The sequence below is a fragment of the Campylobacterota bacterium genome, from assembly GCA_020633995.1.
Lineage (GTDB): Bacteria > Babelota > Babeliae > Babelales > RVW-14 > JACKCO01.
Window position 1 is genome coordinate 567,344 of sequence record JACKCO010000003.1, and the last position, 19,938, is coordinate 587,281.

General features: G+C 41.3%; 16 protein-coding genes. 6 read left to right on the forward strand and 10 right to left on the reverse strand.

From position 1 onward, the window contains the following. Nucleotides 1-28 precede the first annotated feature (28 nt). On the forward strand, nt 29-2,452 hold the full coding sequence (gene topA / locus H6679_02285) for a type I DNA topoisomerase (GenBank protein MCB9493081.1): 2,424 nt from the start codon (nt 29-31) through the stop codon (nt 2,450-2,452). On the opposite strand, the gene H6679_02290 is transcribed toward topA, so the two are convergent. From H6679_02290 to H6679_02300, 3 genes are all read right to left on the reverse strand, one after another. Further along, the gene (locus H6679_02290; protein MCB9493082.1) at nt 2,449-3,135 is read right to left on the reverse strand and encodes a cyclase family protein; all 687 of its coding nucleotides are present in this window, start codon (nt 3,133-3,135) and stop codon (nt 2,449-2,451) included. The genes topA and H6679_02290 overlap by 4 nt on opposite strands. A 287-nt stretch (nt 3,136-3,422) precedes the next feature. Continuing rightward, nucleotides 3,423-5,132, reverse strand: coding sequence for an ABC transporter ATP-binding protein (locus H6679_02295; protein ID MCB9493083.1), 1,710 nt, complete (start codon nt 5,130-5,132; stop codon nt 3,423-3,425). 7 nt (nt 5,133-5,139) lie between these two features. After that, nucleotides 5,140-5,325, reverse strand: coding sequence for a hypothetical protein (locus H6679_02300; GenBank protein ID MCB9493084.1), 186 nt, complete (start codon nt 5,323-5,325; stop codon nt 5,140-5,142). A 50-nt stretch (nt 5,326-5,375) separates the two neighbouring features. Here H6679_02300 and H6679_02305 point away from each other — a divergent pair, with 50 nt between their 5' ends. Together H6679_02305 and H6679_02310 are read left to right on the forward strand one after the other, a co-directional pair. Next, nucleotides 5,376-5,570 carry a hypothetical protein gene (locus H6679_02305; GenBank protein MCB9493085.1) on the forward strand — a complete coding sequence of 65 codons (195 nt, stop codon included), beginning with the start codon at nt 5,376-5,378 and terminating at the stop codon, nt 5,568-5,570. A 53-nt stretch (nt 5,571-5,623) separates the two neighbouring features. After that, a complete protein-coding gene (locus tag H6679_02310; protein ID MCB9493086.1) occupies nt 5,624-7,360 on the forward strand; it encodes a hypothetical protein in 1,737 nt (578 codons plus the stop codon). Between the two features lie 70 nt (nt 7,361-7,430). On the opposite strand, the gene H6679_02315 is transcribed toward H6679_02310, so the two are convergent. The 7 genes from H6679_02315 to H6679_02345 form a co-directional block, all read right to left on the reverse strand. Then, nucleotides 7,431-8,630 (reverse strand): tyrosine--tRNA ligase, encoded by a 1,200-nt coding sequence (locus H6679_02315; protein ID MCB9493087.1) that lies wholly within the window; start codon nt 8,628-8,630, stop codon nt 7,431-7,433. 17 nt (nt 8,631-8,647) lie between these two features. Next, nucleotides 8,648-9,286: a site-2 protease family protein gene (locus H6679_02320; GenBank protein ID MCB9493088.1), complete on the reverse strand. Its 639-nt coding sequence runs from the start codon at nt 9,284-9,286 to the stop codon at nt 8,648-8,650. Nucleotides 9,287-9,299: 13 nt separating this feature from the next. Then, nucleotides 9,300-10,025 (reverse strand): site-2 protease family protein, encoded by a 726-nt coding sequence (locus H6679_02325; protein ID MCB9493089.1) that lies wholly within the window; start codon nt 10,023-10,025, stop codon nt 9,300-9,302. Between the two features lie 115 nt (nt 10,026-10,140). Beyond that, a complete protein-coding gene (locus H6679_02330) occupies nt 10,141-11,412 on the reverse strand; it encodes a hypothetical protein (protein MCB9493090.1) in 1,272 nt (423 codons plus the stop codon). Between the two features lie 92 nt (nt 11,413-11,504). Then, nucleotides 11,505-12,050, reverse strand: a complete 546-nt coding sequence (locus H6679_02335; protein ID MCB9493091.1) for a hypothetical protein — start codon at nt 12,048-12,050, stop codon at nt 11,505-11,507. A 19-nt stretch (nt 12,051-12,069) separates the two neighbouring features. Beyond that, entirely contained in the window at nt 12,070-12,777 is a 708-nt protein-coding gene (locus H6679_02340) for a hypothetical protein (GenBank protein MCB9493092.1), read from the reverse strand. Between the two features lie 50 nt (nt 12,778-12,827). Then, the gene (locus H6679_02345; GenBank protein ID MCB9493093.1) at nt 12,828-13,706 is read right to left on the reverse strand and encodes a hypothetical protein; all 879 of its coding nucleotides are present in this window, start codon (nt 13,704-13,706) and stop codon (nt 12,828-12,830) included. 354 nt (nt 13,707-14,060) lie between these two features. Here H6679_02345 and H6679_02350 point away from each other — a divergent pair, with 354 nt between their 5' ends. The 3 genes from H6679_02350 (at nt 14,061) to H6679_02360 (ending at nt 19,931) form a co-directional block, all read left to right on the forward strand. Continuing rightward, the gene (locus tag H6679_02350) at nt 14,061-16,454 is read left to right on the forward strand and encodes a tetratricopeptide repeat protein (protein ID MCB9493094.1); all 2,394 of its coding nucleotides are present in this window, start codon (nt 14,061-14,063) and stop codon (nt 16,452-16,454) included. 147 nt (nt 16,455-16,601) lie between these two features. Continuing rightward, nucleotides 16,602-18,827 carry a tetratricopeptide repeat protein gene (locus tag H6679_02355; protein MCB9493095.1) on the forward strand — a complete coding sequence of 742 codons (2,226 nt, stop codon included), beginning with the start codon at nt 16,602-16,604 and terminating at the stop codon, nt 18,825-18,827. Between the two features lie 93 nt (nt 18,828-18,920). After that, complete coding sequence (locus tag H6679_02360; protein ID MCB9493096.1) at nt 18,921-19,931, forward strand: SIS domain-containing protein; 1,011 nt, start codon at nt 18,921-18,923, stop codon at nt 19,929-19,931. Nucleotides 19,932-19,938 lie beyond the last annotated feature (7 nt).

Consider the following 19,938-nt stretch of genomic DNA (forward strand, 5'->3'; position numbering starts at 1 on the left):
GTGTAAATATGTATTTTGGGGATAGGGCATGGGAACGAGAGTTAGTAAAGCTACGAGTAAATCAGGTAAGACTACCGCGGCCAAAAAGACTATAGCCAAAAAGACTACGATAAAAAAAGCTGCATCTAAGGAGGTCGTAGAAAAAAAGGCGGTAGCTAAAAAAGCTGAACCTAAAAAAGCTACAGCAAAGGACAAGAAAATTAAACTGGTTGTTGTTGAGTCGCCCGCCAAAATAAAAACGATTACAAAGTTTTTGGGTAAAGACTTTAAAATTCTTTCTACGTTCGGTCACATTAAAGATCTTCCGCCAAAAAAAATTGGTATTGAGCGTGACGAGAAAACAGGCAAGATCAACCTTGAATATGTCGTCATAGAGGACAAAGAGGGTCGAATTGCAGAAATTTGCAAGCAAGCAAGCCGCTCAGGTGAAGTCTACCTTGCCTCTGATCCTGACCGTGAGGGTGAAATTATTTCGTGGCATATTGGCCAAGAGATAGCAAAAGTCTTTAAAGATAAAAGCAAAATTTATCGTATTACCTTTAACGAAATTACCAAACCGGCTGTTACCCAAGCAATTGAAGACAAAACAACCGTTGATATGAAAAAAGTACGAGCGCAGCAGGCGCGTCGTATTCTTGATCGTTGGGTTGGCTATCAAGTGTCACCAATTTTGTGGAAAAAAATTAGTAAGGGTTTGTCCGCTGGGCGTGTACAGTCTGTTGCTATGATGCTTATTTGCCAGCGCGATAAAGAAATCCGTGAATTTGTGCCTGAAGAGTCATGGTCTGTTCACGCTATTTTTGTTTGTTCAGACAAATCAACTGTTGTAGCAGAACTATTCAAAATCAAGAGCAAGACATTTAAGCTTAAAAACGAGGCTGATGCTAAAAAGGCCGTTGAAGCGATTACAAAAGAAAGCTTCAAAGTTTCCAAAATTACCGAAAAAGAACGTGCAAAAAATCCTTTGCCACCGTTTATGACCAGTACATTGCAGCAGGATGCATACAACAAGCTTGGTTTTTCGGTTGATAAGACAATGAGTGTTGCGCAAAAACTGTATGAAGGTTTGCCGCTTGCTGACAAAAACAGCCCAGAAGCACTTATTACCTATATGCGTACTGACTCGCTTCGTCTGTCAGACACATCGCTCAAAGACATCAGAAAATTTATTTCAGGGCAGTATGGTGGTGACTATTTACCAAAACAATCACGTGTTTATGGTAAAAAAGGGGCGCAAGACGCTCACGAAGCCATTAGACCCATTGATATTTATAAAACGCCGGAGGCTGTTGGGAAATATCTTTCCAAAGACCAGGCAAAATTGTATGAACTTATTTGGAAGCGTTCTGTAGCTTGTCAGATGGAAGCCGCCCGTTACTTTCAACGCCAGGTGTTGATTGATGGTGGCGACTTTACATTCAAAGCAACGGGCTCCAGCTTGATGTTTGATGGATTTTTAAAAGTGTATTTGGTTGATGAAGAGGATGGCGATAAAAACGTTGCTATTCCAAAAGATATCAAGGTTGATGATTTGCTTAAAACGCAAAAGATTGACAAAAAACAACACTTTACACAACCACCACCACGTTACACCGAAGCAACATTGGTCAAAGAAATGGAGAAACGGGGCATTGGGCGACCAAGTACCTATGCTGCCATTCTGACAACCATCCAAAAGCGTAAGTACTGTGTTAAAGATAACAAGCGGTTTATGCCTACGCAGCTGGGTGAGGCGGTTAATGAAATGCTACTCAAACACCTTGCCGACATTGTCAATGTTGATTTCACCGCAAAAATGGAAGAGGATCTAGACAAAATTGCGCAAGGTGAGATCGAGCGAGACAAGGTGCTCAATGAGTTTTACAAAAAATTTGAAAAAGATCTTAAATCGTTTGGTGTTGAGGCTGAAGAAAAAAAGACCATAGAAACCAATCTTGATTGCCCAAAATGTAAGAACAAGCTTTTGATTAGGCTTGGCCGGGCAGGTGAGTTTTTGGGGTGTTCAAAGTATCCAGACTGTACCTTTACTGCTAATGTTGCCAGGGACGAAAAGGGCAATGTCAAAATTGATGAGCAAGATTCTACTAGCCAAGCCGTTGATATTAAGTGTGAAAAATGTAAGCGTGATTTGGTTCGAAAAGTTGGTAGATTCGGTCCGTTCTTAGCCTGTTCTGGCTACCCAGATTGCAAGTACATCCATCAAGAGTCACTAAAAATGAAATGCCCACAGTGCAAAAGCAAGATTGTTAAGCGCAAGTGGCGCGGCGGTACAATGTGGGGTTGCTCTGGCTATCCAGACTGTAAGTTTGCCATTTTTGGTGATGTGGTTGAAAATAAATGTCCCGAATGTAAGGCTCCCTACCTGTTGGTCAGCAAAGTTAAAGATGGCATTAAACACCGTTGTGCTGACAAAGAGTGTAAGTACGAAAAGATTGTTGAGCAAGCAAGTTAGTTTTGTACAATCCCAACTAAACGAATAGCTGATTCAGTACCATCAACAACATTCAATGGTAGGGCAATGACATGAAAATTTCTTGCTGGTAGTTTGTCTGCGTGAGCGATGTTTTCAATAAGGTATTTGCTCTGACCAAGCACAAGGGTATGCACAGGAAAACTCATATCAGCGCCGTCAGGTGAGAGCGTGTCAATACCAAGCCCTGCAATGTTGCGTTCGAGTAATAGTTGTGCAGCTTGTTTGCTAAAACCAGGAAAGCGCATGTTGCCCTGCGCGTCTTCATTGCGGTATTTTGCCGGATTGTCCCATTTTTGTGACCAGCCAGTGTAGCCGATGAAAAGGCTATTTGCACTGATGTTGCCATATTTTTTTTCATAATCTTGTATGTCTTCTGGTGTAATAACATAGTTTTGGTTAGCTTTTGCTGAAACATTAAGTACGTGTCCAGGGACAATCAATTGAGAGAGAGGGATGGAGGCGATGTCTTGTGCGTATTCGATGAAGTGATTGGGTGCGTCCATGTGTGTGCCTACACCCGCATGCATTTTAATACCCTGAACACGGCAACCTTGCGAATAATCCATTTTAATTTCTTGGCGAAAGCCGCATGAGCCATTCCAGCTTGGGGCAGTTGGTGTGAGTGGGTGGGTGAGATCGATGAAGGTACAGTTGCTGAGCATCATACAGACTTACGGTTAAATTAACTTTTTGACGGTATTTATCATATTTATACGTCATCCCCGACGCCGATCGGGGATCTAAAACTAGCGGTCACTTTGTAAAGAGTTATAGTAAGAGTATACCGCTCTGCTACTAAAGTAATTGTTTTTTGGATAAATAATCAAAAAGAGATCCCCGATCGGCGTCGGGGATGACCTCAAAAAAATAGCAACGTTAAGAAAATAGTTTATCTAAGAGTTACATAATATTTTGAGCAGTAATGACCGAGGAAATGATCAGAGAGATATTACCCCGTAAATTCACCAAGTGAGAATGATTGCTGGCTGATAGAGGTGGGGTCAAGCTCAGTAATGGTTTTATTGTTAACGAGTAGTATACGGTCAACATTGTCAAGCATGCTCATCCGGTGGGAGACGATCAAAACAGTTTTCTCTTTTGGTAATTCATTGATAGCAAGTTTGATCATGCGCTCAGATTCGTCATCAAGCGACGAGGTCGCCTCATCAAAGATCATGATGTCAGGATTCTTAAGCAAAGCTCTTGCGATTGTTAGACGCTGTTTTTGGCCGCCTGAGAGGAGGGTCCCATTTTCACCAGCAATAGTTTGATAGCCGTTGGGTAGTGTCTGGATAAACTCATGAGCATGTGCAGCCTTACATGCTGCTACTATCTGTTCCTGTGTTGCGTCTGGTCGCGCATAAGCAATATTGCGTGTAATTGTGTCATTAAACAAGAAAGTCCGCTGGCTGACATAGCCGATGTGCTTTCTTAGGCTAGCAAGTGAGAGTGTTGTGATATCGACACCATCAAGGTAGAGTTTGCCCGCTGCGGGGCTAATAAAGCCAAGGAGCATATCACAAAAGGTGCTTTTGCCGCCGCCTGATGGGCCAACAATGCCAATGCGTTCACCTTTTCTGATAGCAAGACAAACATCTTTTGTGATGATGTGCTTGCCATCATAGCTTGCACTGACATGCTCCCAAGCAATGGTTGATGAAAACGTATCCATTGTTGCGGGACGATTATGTTCTGTTGGGTAGTAAAGGTCGATTACCTCAAATATCTTTTCAGCTGCTGCAAGGCCATACTGCATGTCAGAGTACACATTCATAATTTTTTTTAGTGGCTGGTATGAAAGTACAACGGCAGCAACAAATGACGATAGTTGCCCAGCGGTGATAGTGCCAGACAAAACTTGATGGATGGCGACATAGAAAACGAAGCTGCAACCAGCAATAGCGATAAGCTCAATGAGCGGTGGTGCCATTGACTCAAGTTGTACGTTGTGCATGATGGCGCTAAAACATGCTTGTTGATGCTGGTCAAAACGCTTTATTTCTTCTGCTTCTGCGTTGAATGACTTTATTTCTCGAATACCTGTAAATGTTTCTTGCAAAAGCGAGCTGATCGAGCCCATTTGTTGTTGAATTGCGATTGAGGCAGATTTACGCATCTTACCCAGGCGTCTGATGGCAAAACCAAGTACAGGAGCAATAAGCAGCAGTAAAATGCCCAGCGTTATGTTTTGATAAAGCGCAAAGCAAATTAAAAAGAGTGCTTCAAAAACACCACGAATACCATCTTTTATAGCGCTGGCTGCACTCTGTTGGATCATTTGTGCGTCATTTAAAAAGCAGGACATAAGTTTGCCAGTATTGTTTTTTTGAAAGAATGAGATGGGGAAGTGGATCACTTTTTTATATAGATCATCGCGGATATCGTTGATAACCCGATTATTAACAAAGTGCATGTAGTAGCAGGTAAGATAGGCAAACAAGCCCTTCAGTGCAAAAAAGAGCACAAAAAGTCCAACAAGCGGAATTATTAAATTACTGTAGCGTGCAATAAACACTTCATCGATAGTTTTTTTGAGCAGGTAGGGAGGTGTTGCTGAAAAGATACCGTAAAGTGCTGCACAAAGCAGTGAAGTGATGAGAGGTCGTGTATAAGCCCGTGTATAACCTAAAAGTCTGCTGCCCGCTTTCATAAGCACCATATTTTCGTTAAAAAATCTCTATATGTTTTGGTAAAGGTACAGTATCGCATGAATTGACCAAGACGCCAAATTCATAGCGAGTATTTTTGTTTTTCTTCCCATGATATTTCAGTGCATTAATTTTTTGTTTCAAATGAGAAATATTGGCTCCTTCATAGATTTGTTTTTTTGTGTTTATTTTTGAAATCTTCATCTTGCTGTTGGTCGTGGTATACTGACCAGCTCGTCTTTAATGTGGGCGTTATGAGAAGAATACACCAATTCGATAATTTTAAAGCGGCGAATTGTTTTTGTATGTGCAATATCACGTGTCTTGCTCAACGATATGCTTTGCTTGATCAGGGTATTGTTTCAGGATCCAGAAAAATGGAAAATCATTATCCGGATGCTGAAATAAATTCAGCACGACATGATGGGGGTGCTCAAGCAGTCCTGTAGTTATCGAGTTTGTTTTGGTAAATTATTTTTGAATTTATAAACTTGAGTGAAATATGATCAAAAAAAATAAAGCGGTGGTGGCTGTTATAGCTTTTACCAGCAGCTTATTTTTATTTCTAAGTGCTTTAAATGTCTACGAGGGCATTGACTTTACAGCGGCATGTGTGGATGCCGGATTTACCGGAGTGTTGCACACACATTGTACCACCCGTGGCGTTGAGCAGGGACAAATCTTAAAAGCCAAGGTAATCAGAGATAGTGCTCGTTTGCTTCATACCTGTTTTTCGTTTGGTGCAAGTAATCTTTCAGGGCTGGGTGATTTATTTGCAGATATTGTTACGTTTGATAACAAGCTTAAATCGTTGCGAAGCTTGCGTACGCTGTATGCGGCCGGACAGCTTGGGCTTCGGTTATTTCAAGATGGTGTAACACTATTTGGTCAGGATCTACCGGCATTGCATGACATTTATCAAAAGAAATTTGATAATGAGACTGTTCCAAGCATAGCTTACAAATTTGGTTTGCCAGTTCTACGTGCCGGTATTGCTTTTGCTAAGGTAAATTCACATGTTGCCGTTTCAAAAGCTTTTTGGCATGACTTGGCGATGCTTGAGCAGTCTATTTCTACAATGCTTGAACCAATTGAGTTCATCGATAACGTTCAGCAGTGCCTTGCGTTGATAGCATTGGACTCATGTATTGTATTGTTAAGCTTAAAACAAGCAGGTGTTTATGCGCTTTTGTGCCGTCAAAAAAATAACCTTGAGCACAAACGTAACCACATAAAGCGGGAACAGGAGGAGCTTAAGCAAACTGAACATGTTGAGTTGATGTCAATTGAGGGGGTAACCAAAGGCTATAAGCGTATGATTGGCGCGGTCTCCGATCATTTGTTGGAGCTTGAAGCTGGTGGTGTTGAAGAATTATTGGGGAAGGCTTTTGATAGCAATTTCCTCGACGCCGTTAGTGGAGAGGGTGGAATGGCTAAGAGTGAGGTGCCACGTATTCTACCTTTACTAGCAAAATGCAAAAAAATTACCCAGGCAAAATCTGAGTATGCACTTGGCAATTGGATGAAGAGAGATGGCACAGTTCCAGCCGATATTGAGTTTATTAAAGCTAACTTAAAACTTTGCCGATTTGTTGCTTGTTTACGCTGGAGTGTTGAGCAAATGCGTGAAGTTAAGGCTGCGTTTGATGCTGGCCAGCGAGATTGTTGTGCGGGAAAGTTGTGTGAACAACTTAAAGCTGCCTTAGATCGTCTAGAGAGTGCAAAAAAAGATATTGATTTTAGCAGGTCTGAGTTAAGCGAATTAGCACAAAATATTGAAAGTATGGTTGTAAAAGCTGAAGGGCATACCCTTATGAGTACTGACCAGCTACAAGAAAAAATTACAAGCATTGATGCATTGCTAGCAAATGATCTAGTCAAGCAGTTTGTGATTACCGATGTTGCCAGTTACATTTTGAGTATGCGTATCGAACAGTTTGTAGAAAAAATAAAAACTGGGGTAGCGTTTGTTCCACGACTCAAGCTTGATGATGAGCTTGCCTACGCTCAAAAGCTTGCGCATGTACTTGCCGCTCGTAATGTAAGCAACAATGAACTAAAAGAGGTACTAGCCTCATTTGAAGCTCCTGTAGCTGGAGTACTCGCAAAAGCTGCTGGCTATAATATAACGATTTCTCCATGGCTTGCTCAGGATTTGTATCGTCTTGAGCAAAAGACAAGAAAGCTTGAGCACAAGATTGCCAAAGTTGAGGGTAAAATTGCTACCTATGAGGAGTAAGCGAATTTAGGTTCGTGAAAAAAAGATCCCGTCCTGTGAGCCGGGATCTACAGAACTTGGTTATCTTTTGTTATGCAATCTTATAAACTTTGTGCTTGCCAACTTTGATAATCATTCCTGGCTTCCAGGCAATTTCATCCTTAAAGTTAGCAACTTTAGCGCCGTCAATTTCAACAGCACCAGCCTCAATAAGTCGTTTGCCTTCCGACGATGTTTTGATAGCGCCGAGTTGTTTGATGAGTTCAACGACCCAGAGTGGATTTTGCAGTGAGGTTTCAAGAGTGACTTCGTGTGCTTGGGTGTAATCACGGTGTTGAAAAATAGCTTGAAAATGTTGTTGGGCTTTATCAGCTTGCTCGGTTGACCAAAAGCGAGCAATGACACCATGTGCCATAGCTTTTTTTAAGTCCATTGGATGAGTGTTACCGCTTTCAACATTTTGCTTCATAATTTGTAGGTCAGCGTCGGTTTTGCTAAGCAACAAGTGGTAGTAGCGCCACATCAGTTCATCAGAAACAGACATGAGCTTGCCAAATGCTTCTTCGGCTGCTTCCCACAGGCCAACGTAGTTTCCTAAGCTTTTCGACATTTTTTGTACGCCATCAAGTCCTTCAAGAATTGGCATGGTCAAGACCACTTGTTTTTCTTTACCATACTGCTCTTGCAGGTGTCTGCCCATCATGAGGTTGAAGGTTTGGTCGGTACCCCCAAGTTCGACATCAGCATCAAGTGCGACTGAGTCGTACCCTTGCATGAGAGGGTATAACATTTCATGCATGCTGATGGGTTGATGATTTGCCAGGCGTTTGGCAAAGTCGTCTCGCTCGATAAGTTGAGCGACGGTTACTTTAGCGCACAATTTGATCAAGTCTGCAAAATCAAGTTTGGACAACCACTCAGAGTTGTAAACAATTTTTGTCTTTGCAGGATCCAAAATTTTAGTAATTTGGTCGTAGTATGTTTGGCCATTTTTTCTGATATCTTCTTCAGTCAGCATTGGACGGGTTTTCGACTTCTCAGTTGGATCACCAATGCGTGCAGTGTAGTCACCAATCAAAAATAAAATCTCGTGGCCAAAGTCTTGGAATTCGCGAAGCTTGCTGAGCACAACTGCGTGGCCAAGGTGCAGGTCTGGTGCGGTAGGGTCCATGCCGAGCTTGATTTTAAGTGGTTTGCCTGACTCAAGTTTTTTAATAAGTTCGTCTTCAGGAATAACCTGTACGGCGCCATTTTTAAGCGTGGCAAGAGCTTGGTCTATTGAATGTTTCATAATGTTTGTTAAACCTTTTAAAAAACAAGTTGTTTGAGAAAGAGTGTTACTCCGTTAATTGCGTAAGCCAAATAGTTACGTAATGGCGTAAAGTATAACAGAGCAATTAAAATAAGGAGTGAATAGCGGTACAGCCAGATGGCTGCTGCTGGAAATTTTTGCGTTAAAAAGGTCAGCAGTAAATGACTGCCATCAAGTGGAGGAATCGGGAGTAAGTTAAATATCCCAAGCATAATGTTGACGTAGGCAGTGGTTGTCAAAATTTGAAATAGGCCTGAGGCAAGAGCAAGTGGTAACGTTATGAAGGATCCCAGCTTAATAAGTAAGAAACAGACAAGAGCCAGTAAAAGGTTTGCAAAAGGTCCTGCAAAAGCGGTTAGTACAGCGTACAGTACTGGGCGCTTAAAATTGCGATAATCAAATGGTACTGGCTTTGCCCAACCAATTCTGAGAATGACTAAAAAAAGTAGCCCGATGGGGTCAATATGTGCAAGCGGATTTAGGGTAAGTCGCCCCATGCGCTTTGCAGTATTGTCACCACACAAGGTTGCAGTCCATGCATGTGCAAATTCATGAAATGAAAGCGCTGCAAGAAATGCCGGGATGACGACACTAAGGTATGCCAAATAATGAATTACGTCTTGGCTATTAAACATACATGACCTTTACTTAGGAAAGGAATAGTGTAAACAAAATTTTCTTGATTGCTATGCTGGCTCGACCGATCATAGCAAAAACAAGATCATTAACGCCAGGAGCAACAAAAATAAGTAAGATAATGATTAAAGAATACTCTTCAAGTGCATCAAACTTTGGTTGCAGTGACTGTGGGAGCGTGTAGCGTAGTGCCCGGCCGCCATCAAATGGTGGGAGCGGAATTAGATCAAGTAGGCCAAAAAAGATGGCAAGCTCAAGTGTCGTTCTGAAGATGTCGATTAAGGAAACCGTGATGTTTTGGGCGGCTCCCGATAGCAATGTATACTTTATAAAGATGGTGAGCAATGTTGCTAACATAAAGTTGCTTAGTGGGCCAGCAAGTGAGGTGAGTATCCCACCAATACGGTAATGCTTGAAATTCAAGTCGTTGACCGGTACAGGGATTGTCCAGCGAACTCCTAGGATGATAAGGACAATAAACAGCTCAGTTCGAGAGACGACATCTGGAAAGAGTGCGCTGGCAAAGAAAAAGAACAACAAAATTGCACAGAGCCCCATTAGGTCAATGTGAGCCAGAGGGTTAAGTGTTAGAAAACCGTATTCTTGTGCAGTGTCATCACCCATAACCTTGGCTATAAGAGCTTGAAAAAAACCTCGAAATGAGAACACAAGCAAAAAAGCAGGAAAGGCAATGGCAATATCTTTTGTTAATGCTAACAACTGTTGATTGTACATCATTTAAAATTTCCCTATTTGTATTTTTTAGAAAACAAAAAGATTATTTTAGGTAGCACAATTGAGTGTAGCAAGAACTGGCAAAAAGTACATGCAAAGCCTTTAAGGCAAAACTCTGTTATGAAGCGTGGACATAGCTGTAGTTATGAGCATTGTTTTCTTGATGTGCTCGCGTTAGGTAATTAATAACGTCACACCTGCGCTGTAATGCCCGATTCCTGCCTGGCGAGGTATTCTTTGACATGTGTATGTGGTATGCCAGTGGCCATTGGTATTGTGTGTTATCAAGCAGAGAACAGGCCGTAGTTTTGGCTCCACTTTTTACCAGTAAATCTACCACGTTCACATCGATAGTACAGTGTAGTGCACGTAGCCATGATTTTGGAAAAAATGGATTAGGAGTATTGGGGTCTACAAAGGCAAGGAGTGTTCTTATTTGGTCTAAAATTACATCACTTGGTTCATTGTTTTGTCTGGCTATAAAATAAAACAAAAGTGCGTCTCGTGAAATTTGACTCAAAGATCTAATGTCTGATCCAGTCACACAGGCGGAGAGCATTTTTTCTAGTGAAAGTGAGTGGCCGGGGTCAGCATCAGACAAAATTCTCAGAAGACCGTTGAACCACAAACCTTGAAAGTCTGAACTGTCAGCGGTAAAGTCTGCTCCGTGACTAATTAATGCGTTTGCTAAAGCGAAAAAAATTTGAGCATTGTCAGGATCTTTGTTTTGTTTGTCTATCACATAAAAAAGACAGATGTTTTTTGTCGTTTGTGTCAGCCTACTATAGTCTACTATTTCTGCTCCGTGATCGAGTAGTGCTTTGACTGTTTGTGAGTGCTCCGCGTAGTGTAGCGGCCGTTCGTTAAATGAGCTTCCATTTGGATTTGCTTTACTTTTAAGCAATATGCGTATCATCCAGTAATAGACCTTTGACAGGGTTGGTTGATCGATAGCTCCATTTTGTTTTTTGATTAAGAGCTCAAGGGCTCTATCCATTGCTTCTTGGGTAAAATTATAGCATTGAAGTGTGTGTTGGATTGTTTGCTTATACGTTTTTTCTAAGCAATTTTTTTGTGGGATATGAATGTTGTGAGTAAATGGAAGCTGGACTAGGCTGTGAAAGCTAGTAGCCAGTACAGCCAAAACATCCTCAAGATTTGCATTGTAATCAAACGCGGCTGGTTTGCTGTAGTATGGGATGTGCTCGCAGCTTCTACTGAGCGGTAATTCGTGTGGAAATCTACCCCCGTAAGGCTTAAGTGGTGGCGTGTAGCACTGTACGGTTCTTCTTTGTTCTAGCTCAAAACCATCCGAACTAAGGGTAAGTTCTGAAGCTTGGATAGTTATTATGTTAATTGCAAATAACGTGATAATTAAGTTTTTTTTCATTATTACCTCTCCTTGATGATTGCCTTCCCCAATTTTGTTTTTTCATATTCAGAAAAAAATAACAAAATAATTGAGGTGCTGTAAAGATTTTTTTAGTTCAAAATGGCATTTTTTGTTGTGGTGGTTGGGGGGGCATGTTTGTTGCTTTTATATGGTACATTCTGCTGAGAAAAATTGTATGACATTAGTATGTTCTTAATGCTTTGATTGCACGCTTTGTCTAGTGCTGTCTGACCAAGGGCATCGCTGCTATGTGGATTTGCCCTATAAATCATGAGCCAGATGATGGCCATTTCGTACCATGGTTTTGTTACAAGAATGTGCAGTATGGTATCAACCCACGTTTGAGGTGGAAAATTAAATTCATATGCCCTAAAGATTGTAAGAATTGCCCCTGAGTGTTCTTTATGTGTATGTATTTTGAAAATAAATGACTTAAGCATCTCAAATGGGATGAGATTTGGATCAGCGCCCTTACGCAGTGCAAAGCTCATCATTTCATTTGATTGCTCTTGCAGCGCAGCATTAAGCATCTGGTTCCAGCGACGTTGAAGCGATGGGGACTCGTGTATCACTTTAACGGGGACAAAACTTGCGATGATATGAATTATTTTACTGTAGTTTTTCTCTGACAACATGAATTGTACTTAATTTTTTCTATTTGTTTATTCTTTCTCTTTCTTTTGCCCTAAGAAAAGTCTTTAAGTTGATCAGTGTTTGCCTTGACTCCTCTTGATTGCACCGAGCGAGTCGATAAAGGCGAGCATATTGGTGTGGGCTATGGTCCTGATTGTTTCGTGCAAAAATATCAGCTCCATAGAGTACCAAAATTTCAGCGATATTGCGATCATACGCTTTGTGTAAGGGAGTGTTGCCACGTTCGTCACGACTTTGAGGTCGGGCACCCATGTGCAAGAGTTGTACGATTTCTTGTTGGTACCACGACGTTGTTACTAAGCAGTGAAGTATTTTGTTACACCACTTTTTGAATGCTTTCTTGGAACAGTCTATCGAGGTGAAGTTGAAAGAGTGAAAAATAGATTTTATGGCATTAACATGCGTTTCTTGGTGGTGCATTACGAGGATGAAATTGGTGAGCGTTTCAATAGGAATTAGGTTTGGGTCAGCACCCTGTTGTAGCGCAACAGAAATCATTGTGTAACTGTTGCCTTGGATGGCTTGCTGCAAATTCGCATTCCATGTTTCATATGCTTGACGTATCTGGGCTGCCTGGGGCGTGTCGTAGTAAGGTGCTGTAGAGTGAGGGGTAGCTACTTTGTTAGAAGTTCCTGTAGTAGCACAAAGACCGAACAGACTGGCAGAAAGCAATCCTGTATGTATGACAATATGCCGCGCAATATTCACTTTTGACTCCTTATTGTTGAATGATGAATTTTAGAAAATTACTTACTACTTTAATCCAGGATAATAGCAATGTTTTCTACAAGCTCGTCGGTAAATCCTGGGAAATCTTGTTGGCTAGATGCTGCACTATCAGCATTGTGCTGGACCGCTTTAAAATCTTGTTGTGCTTTGCGAAGGTAAAAGGCCAAATGTAGCAATTTGGCAGCTTCACAATTTCCCCCTGCCGAGCATTCCTTTGGTATTTTGTTGTAGCGTTTGTGGAGCGTCTCTAGTGGCGTCCACCAGTGTTTATTACGTAGGGTAGGGTTGGCTCCATATTTAAGCAATAACTCAGCAATTGCTTTGTTGTAGACAACATGAAGCGTTGAGTTTCCAGAACGAGATTTTTGGCAGTTAGGGTTTGCGCCCCATCTTAGTAATTTTTCAACAATCTCTGGGTGCAGTTCAGTTTGCACGAGATGATAGAGCATACGATCAAGCCATCTTTGAGAAGGCCGTCGTCCCTTGATATCAAGTTTTTCAAAAACTTTTTTTATAGCAAGGCTGTGTGCTGAATTGGTACAATTTTTTTTTAGGTAGCCACCGAGTTGTTTGTAGTTGCATCCGTTTGGTGTTGCACCAACAAGAAATGCTAGGCGTAAAATATCGTGAAAGAAGTATTGTGATTCAAGTCCTGCTCGTAGGCAGCCGTTGGCTATATCGGGTGAGATATATTTATTGAGTAGTAAAGTGATGCCAACTGTTAAAACACGAGGATCATGAACACCCTGCTCCTGACAGTCCTGGGCTGCTTGCATTTGTTCATTTTTTAAAACACGCTGTTTTTCATGCAGTGCTGCCTTTCTAATTTCGCTATCATTTGCTGCGTTTTGTGCGTGAGGTAGTGTAGCAATAGCAAAAGCGATAAAAAGATATTTTTTTTTCGTCATTACGTTCTCCTCTTCGTGCAGAATAAAAGTAGACCACGCTGGAAAGCGTGGTCATAACATGCTTAAAGCATTAAGTGTGTTGTGACAATCGATCCTACAGAATATCACTAACGTTTGAGATTGTCACTGTCTTAAGTAGTTAAGAGACATGATATTGTCAAGAAACATAGGCAAACACTATCGTAAAAATATAGTTATGCAAAGGTCATAGGGTTTGGGGGTGTTTTTTTGCTGAAAAGCAGTGCGTTAGCCTGTGGCCACATAGACAAATCATTTTTTTTCATTAAGATTTTGTTGTACGTACAAGTCAATTTTTTGTATCACACATTTTTCGTTTAAAAAAGGAGAAGGGTAATGGCACAAAAGAAGCGTGTTAGCCAGCATGATTTTGAACATGGCGTTATTTTGGAGCGTCTTAAGCAACTGTATGACAAACACCAGAAATCGTTTTTAGGATTATTCCCCTATTTTTTGCTTAGTTTGAGCACGTTTTTTTTGTATGTCTGGTCACTACATTATCCCTTTCAATTTGATGACATCGCAAATATTTCAAAAAAGTTTGCGATTCGTTTTGATAATCCTTTTTCTCGTTGCTTGACCAGCACGCGCTGGCTGGGGGAGTGGCTGAACAGCGTCAATTACAAAATTGGTATGTTTGATCCGTTTTCTTATCGCTTGATTAACGTGTGTATGCACATCGTTGCAGGAATCATGGTTTTTGTTTTGGTCAGACGCTTATGCCAGAGCCTGAAAGAGAATGCGTTTTTGTATAACAATGCATTGTATGTTGCGTTTGCAACAGCTTCCTTGTTTTTGCTGCATCCTGTGCAAACACAGACTGTATCATATGTTATTCAGGCGCGTTTAGAAGGGCTTGCGAGTTTGATGGTATTGTCCACGATATTTTGCTTTGTACGCATGGTTCATGCACAGGCTGGTGTACAAAAATATTTGTTTGGTGCCCTTACGTTTTTCTTTGCCTTTGTCTCATGTGGAACCAAAGAGCTTGTGGTGGTTTTGCCGGCACTGCTCGTGCTTGTTGATTGGTTTTTTCTCGCGCAGCAAGAATGGGATGAGTTTAAAAAACGCCTAGTTTTTCATGGAGCGTTTTGGGTGTTTTTTGCCAGTGTTATTATCCACTATCTTGGGCTTAAGTTTGTTACCGATGCAGTTATGGCAAAAGTTATTACGGGAAATAACCGCGGTAACGTGCTTACTGAAGGCGCACTTGACACAATCCGAGCTTCGGAGTTTTTTATTTCTGAGTTTAAGGTTATCGTTCACTATCTGTGGATGTTCATTTGGCCATTTGGTATCAGCGTTGAGTATGACTGGAAAATTGAACAAAGCATTTTTGCACTCAAGGTTGTAGGGCCATTTTTAGTGTTGGCAACATTATTTTTACTTGCCTTGTCGTGGATTAAAGTGCGCCGTATGGCTCCGTGGGCGTTTGGTATTTTTTGGTTTTTTATTGCTATTGCTCCACGAGCAAGCATTATACCGTCACCAGAGCTTGTTTGTGATTACAAATCATACCTAGCATCGTTTGGCATGATGTTTATGTTGGGCATTCTGTTGGTTAGACTGTTGCATACCATCTTGCCTGCACTACAGTGGGTGTATGAGTCAACATATGCTCGTGAGTTGCAGCTTATTGGTATTATGGTGCTTATGTTACCGGTAATATATTCTGCTTACCTACGTAACAAGTCGTGGGAAACCTGTGTGGCGTTTTGGGAAGACAATGCGGCAAAAGCCCCGGGTAAAGCACGAGTTCATAACAATCTGGGGGTAGCACTTTCAGAAGTTGGTCGCTTTGATGAGGCTATTGCATCATACAAGCGTGCTATTGATCTTGATAAACACTACTCCGATCCATTGAGTAATATTGCTGTTTCTTACTCGCTTAAAGGTGAGACTGATAAAGCAATTGAGTCACTCAAGGGGGCGATTCATATTTGCCCAAATTATCCTGAGGCGTACAATAATTTAGGTACGTTACTGTTGCAAAAAAAGGAATATGATGATGCAGAGCGTGCACTAAATATAGCAATTCAGCTTAGACCGTATTACGGAAAGGCATACTACAACCTAGCCCGCATGCATGAAGAACGTGGGGATAATGATAAGGCGTGGGAGTTTTTGAAGAAGGCAACAGAAGGTGACTTAGATACGCCAGAAGTTTTGCTCAAGCTAGGGCAGCTTGGACTTAAGGTTAAAAAGTACACAGAGTCGGCTCGAGCGCTTGAAAAAGTTGTTGAACTTGGTGTGTACAATGAGCAGGTTCAGTTCAATTTGGCAAATGCTTACTTCATGTGCGGTAAACTGGAGCGTTCATTGCAAATTTATGAAAATCTTGTCAGAAACAATCCTGTTGAATCACGCTATGCCTACAACTTAGCTGAGGCATATTTCAGTAATAACGAAATTGAACGAGCTATGGAGATGTTTAGAAAAACAACAACACTGCCAAATCCTATAGCGCAGGCATTTTTTAGAACTGCTCATTGCATGGAAAAACTTGGCAACTCTGACCAAGCACGAGCATATCTAAATGAATTACTGGAGCTCAATGCCCCAGAAGAATTTAAGAAGATTGCCAAAAATGAACTAACACGAATTGAGCTGCAAACGCAGGTTAATGAAAACGATGGTAAGCGTGTTAAATTTAGTCAGCTACAAAAAGCATTTGCAGACATAAATGAAAATACCAAAGGAGCCCAAGAGGGGCAGAAGGCAGGTGCATAGAGACAGGAAAAGGACAAGTTCTGGCCCCCCGATAAGTCATCACAGAAGTGGGAATCGAGGGCGACTCGGAGATAAAAATCGTCATCCCCGATGCTAATCGGGGATCCAGATAAAGGAAAAAGTCATTTTTCTAAGAAGGAGAGAGTGATGAGTGGTATTGGAACGCTGTTGTTTACACGATCAGCAAAGTCTGACAAGTGGCTCAAGGTGTTGGTTGCTGCACTACTAGCACTAGGAGCATTTGTTGTTTATTTTCCAACGTTGGTGTATGGCTTTATCTTTGATGACCTGCCAACAATTATTCGGTATCCGCATGTTCGTGTGCTTGATATTAAAGGACACCTGTTTACAAATTCTCGCTGGGTTTCTCGTATTCTTAATCAGCTGACCTACCACTTTTGCCAAACATCACCATTTGGCTATCGTATTTTTAATATTTTTGTTCATTTGGCTATTGGGTGTATGATTTTTGCCCTTTTATCGATGCTTTTTGCTCGTATGAAGCGAAATGAATTTTTCGTTAAGCACGGTTTGCTACTTTCTACCCTGACAACAGGATTATTTTTGCTGCACCCGGTTCAGACACAAACGGTAACGTATATTACACAGATGCGACTTGAAGGGCTGGTCGCATTTTTTACGTTCGCAGTATTATTAACATTTGTTGGTGCGGTGCAATCAAAGAACCAAACGACGAGGCGTATTTTGTATGGCATTTCTTTTGTTTTGGCCGCATGTGCTACAGGAACAAAAGAAATTGTAGTGGCATTGCCATTTTTGGTCCTGCTGGTTGATTGGTTTTTTATTGCTGAGGGTGATCACGAAAAAGTGTTACAACGGTGGATGGTACATGCTGCCTATTTTGCCATAGTGTTCCTTTTGATGATGAAATATGGGATTGTTAAACCGTCAAATGTAGCCTCACTTGTTAGTGCTCCTCTTTCAAACCATCGTGGTAATATTTTGACAGACCAAGCGTCGCAAGACATCACCTTTTTTCCCTTTTTTATTTCTCAGTTCAAAGTTGTCTTGCATTATCTTAAGATATTCTTTTGGCCATTTAATTTGAGCTTTGACTATGATGTTCGTCTTTCACAAAGCATTTTTGCAGCGGATGTCATTGTACCGTTTGTGGTATTGTTAGCGGGTGTGTGGTATGCAGTGCGTCGCTTTTGGCAAGATCGTTCTGATTTAATTGCTTTCTCTTTTGTGTGGTTTTTGCTTGCGGTATTGCCTCGTGCAAGCTTTTTTCTTTCAACCGAATTAATTTGTGACTATAAAACGTACCTGGCCTCATTTGGTGCATGCTTTTTTATAGCGATGATGCTTGTGTATGCCATCAATCTTGCTGCAGAGTACAAGCATCTTGTTTGGTCAGCGCAGTCACTGAACATGTTCAAGGCTGGGTGGACCTGCCTAGTGCTTATTTTTCTTGCTGTTGCAACCAATCAACGCAACCAAGTGTGGAGTTCAGAGCTAGCTTTTTGGGAAGATGTTATTACCAAGGCTCCTAAAGCTCGAGCCTATAATAATTATGGAACGTCATTGTGGGCACGAAATGACTGGCAGGGAGCACTGAAAGCTTTTGATAAGGCAGTTGAACTTGATGATTGGTATGCAGAGCCGCATATTAATGCTGGAGCTGTTAAGCAATCACGCGGAGATCAGAATGGAGCACTTGCGCATTATAAGCGAGCTATTGAAATAGGAGAAGGGCATCCAGAGTTATTTAATAATCTGGGCTTGCTTCATTTTGCAAATAAATCGTTTGATACGGCTGAGTATTGTTTTAATCAAGCGCTTCGTCTTAAACCAACGTATAGCAGAACGCTTTTGCATCTTGCTGAGTTGTATCACCAGAAAGATAACCTTGAGCAGGCCTATGAGTACCTTGAGCGGGCACTTGTGGGTGACAGGCAAGATGAGGAGATGTATTACCTACATGGTTGGACGTGCAATGACCTTGGTAAACACGACAAAGCTATTGCAAGTCTTTTGCGTGTTCCTAAAAATTACCGTCAAACGCAATTTTTGCTTGGCTGTGCATATTATCAAAAGCGTGACTACAAAAGTGCAGCGAGCCATTTTGACAATGCCTACAAACGTGATTCAAGTAATACAACATATGCTTATAACTACGCTCAGGCACTTTTGAACCTGCATCGATACGATCAAGCATTGCCTCTTTTTAAACAGTGTAGTAATCTTGAGGGCCAGTTGCCTTATATTCCTTTGCATATTGCGCGATGTGAGTATGAGCTTGGGCACAAGCAAGAGTGCAAAAATGTGATTGACCAACTCATTGCTCGAACACCGCACGAATGGATACGCAAAGACGCGCAGACATTCAAGCAGGAAAAAAAGTTGGCATAAAAATAACGCATTAAAAATTTTTATAGCTTAGTGTTGGATAGCCTCCCGAAAATGGGAGGCTATCTTTAATCGAAGAAACAGAAGGAACAGAAGATGCTGCAAGAACTTACTGCATGGCCTGATAAACTGCAAGCCGGACAAGATTTGGCATATACTTTTTTTCGTTCGTATCAAAAAAAAATGCCAAAAGATGTTACCAAGGTAGTCTTTGTTGGTATGGGCGGGTCGGGCATTGTTGGTCGCATAGCAAAGACGTTTCTTGATCGATCAACTAATATTATTTCTACAGTGCTTGATGGGAGCAAGTTTCCTGGTTGGGTTGATGATCAGACGTTTGCTATCGTTATGTCTTACTCAGGCAATACTTGGGAGACAAATCAGTTGTTTGATCAGTTGCTAAAACGCTCAGTTCCTTGTGTTGTTCTTGCTCATGGTGGGGTGCTTGAACAAAAATCTGCTGAATATGATATTCCATTTGCTTTGCTGCCAGCGTCACTAACTCCTCGTTCCGCATTGGGCAATTTTCTCGGTTTTGTTATGGAGCTATTTGATTTGATGGGTGTTCTTCCGGGTAAGGCATATCTTCAGGCATTTAAAAGTCATGCAGCTCAATTGATTCCAAAATTTTCTAAAAGACATTTTTTTGATGATTTTTTACCAATAGTTGAACACTATGATATTTTTCAGGTGTGGGGTGTGACTGGTGATAGTGATGTTGCAGCCTATCGAGCTCAAACACAGTTCAATGAAAATGCCAAGGTTTTAGCGTTGCATGCAAGCTTTCCAGAGCTTGCTCACAATGTACTGGAGGGGTTTTCAGGGCTGCGAGAGAAGGCTTTTGTAATTTTTGCCCATACGCAGTTTTTACCAGACAACTTGTCAGTGGCGGTAAAAGCAGTTGATAAGGTTTTGCAACAAAAGGGTTCGGTACTTTACAAAGTGCCTATTTTGGGGGATACTTTTGAGAAGCAGTTTTATAATATAATCTTGTGGTCCGACTTTGCTTCTATCTATTTGGGGCAGCTGAAAAACCTTGATGTGGTCAGCGTACCGACGATAGAATCTTTTAAAAAAGAGCAGAAGCAACAAGGTGTAAATATTTGAGGTTTAA

Coding starts and splice junctions, on each gene's coding strand:
- H6679_02310 (MCB9493086.1), top strand. CDS start 5,624: ATGATCAAAAAAAATAAAGCGGTGGTGGCTGTTATAGCTTTTACCAGC.
- H6679_02295 (MCB9493083.1), bottom strand. CDS start 5,132: ATGGTGCTTATGAAAGCGGGCAGCAGACTTTTAGGTTATACACGGGCT.
- H6679_02355 (MCB9493095.1), top strand. CDS start 16,602: ATGAGTGGTATTGGAACGCTGTTGTTTACACGATCAGCAAAGTCTGAC.
- H6679_02345 (MCB9493093.1), bottom strand. CDS start 13,706: ATGACGAAAAAAAAATATCTTTTTATCGCTTTTGCTATTGCTACACTA.
- topA (MCB9493081.1), top strand. CDS start 29: ATGGGAACGAGAGTTAGTAAAGCTACGAGTAAATCAGGTAAGACTACC.
- H6679_02350 (MCB9493094.1), top strand. CDS start 14,061: ATGGCACAAAAGAAGCGTGTTAGCCAGCATGATTTTGAACATGGCGTT.
- H6679_02360 (MCB9493096.1), top strand. CDS start 18,921: ATGCTGCAAGAACTTACTGCATGGCCTGATAAACTGCAAGCCGGACAA.
- H6679_02320 (MCB9493088.1), bottom strand. CDS start 9,286: ATGTTTAATAGCCAAGACGTAATTCATTATTTGGCATACCTTAGTGTC.
- H6679_02290 (MCB9493082.1), bottom strand. CDS start 3,135: ATGCTCAGCAACTGTACCTTCATCGATCTCACCCACCCACTCACACCA.
- H6679_02305 (MCB9493085.1), top strand. CDS start 5,376: ATGAGAAGAATACACCAATTCGATAATTTTAAAGCGGCGAATTGTTTT.
- H6679_02335 (MCB9493091.1), bottom strand. CDS start 12,050: ATGTTGTCAGAGAAAAACTACAGTAAAATAATTCATATCATCGCAAGT.
- H6679_02315 (MCB9493087.1), bottom strand. CDS start 8,630: ATGAAACATTCAATAGACCAAGCTCTTGCCACGCTTAAAAATGGCGCC.
- H6679_02325 (MCB9493089.1), bottom strand. CDS start 10,025: ATGATGTACAATCAACAGTTGTTAGCATTAACAAAAGATATTGCCATT.
- H6679_02330 (MCB9493090.1), bottom strand. CDS start 11,412: ATGAAAAAAAACTTAATTATCACGTTATTTGCAATTAACATAATAACT.
- H6679_02300 (MCB9493084.1), bottom strand. CDS start 5,325: ATGAAGATTTCAAAAATAAACACAAAAAAACAAATCTATGAAGGAGCC.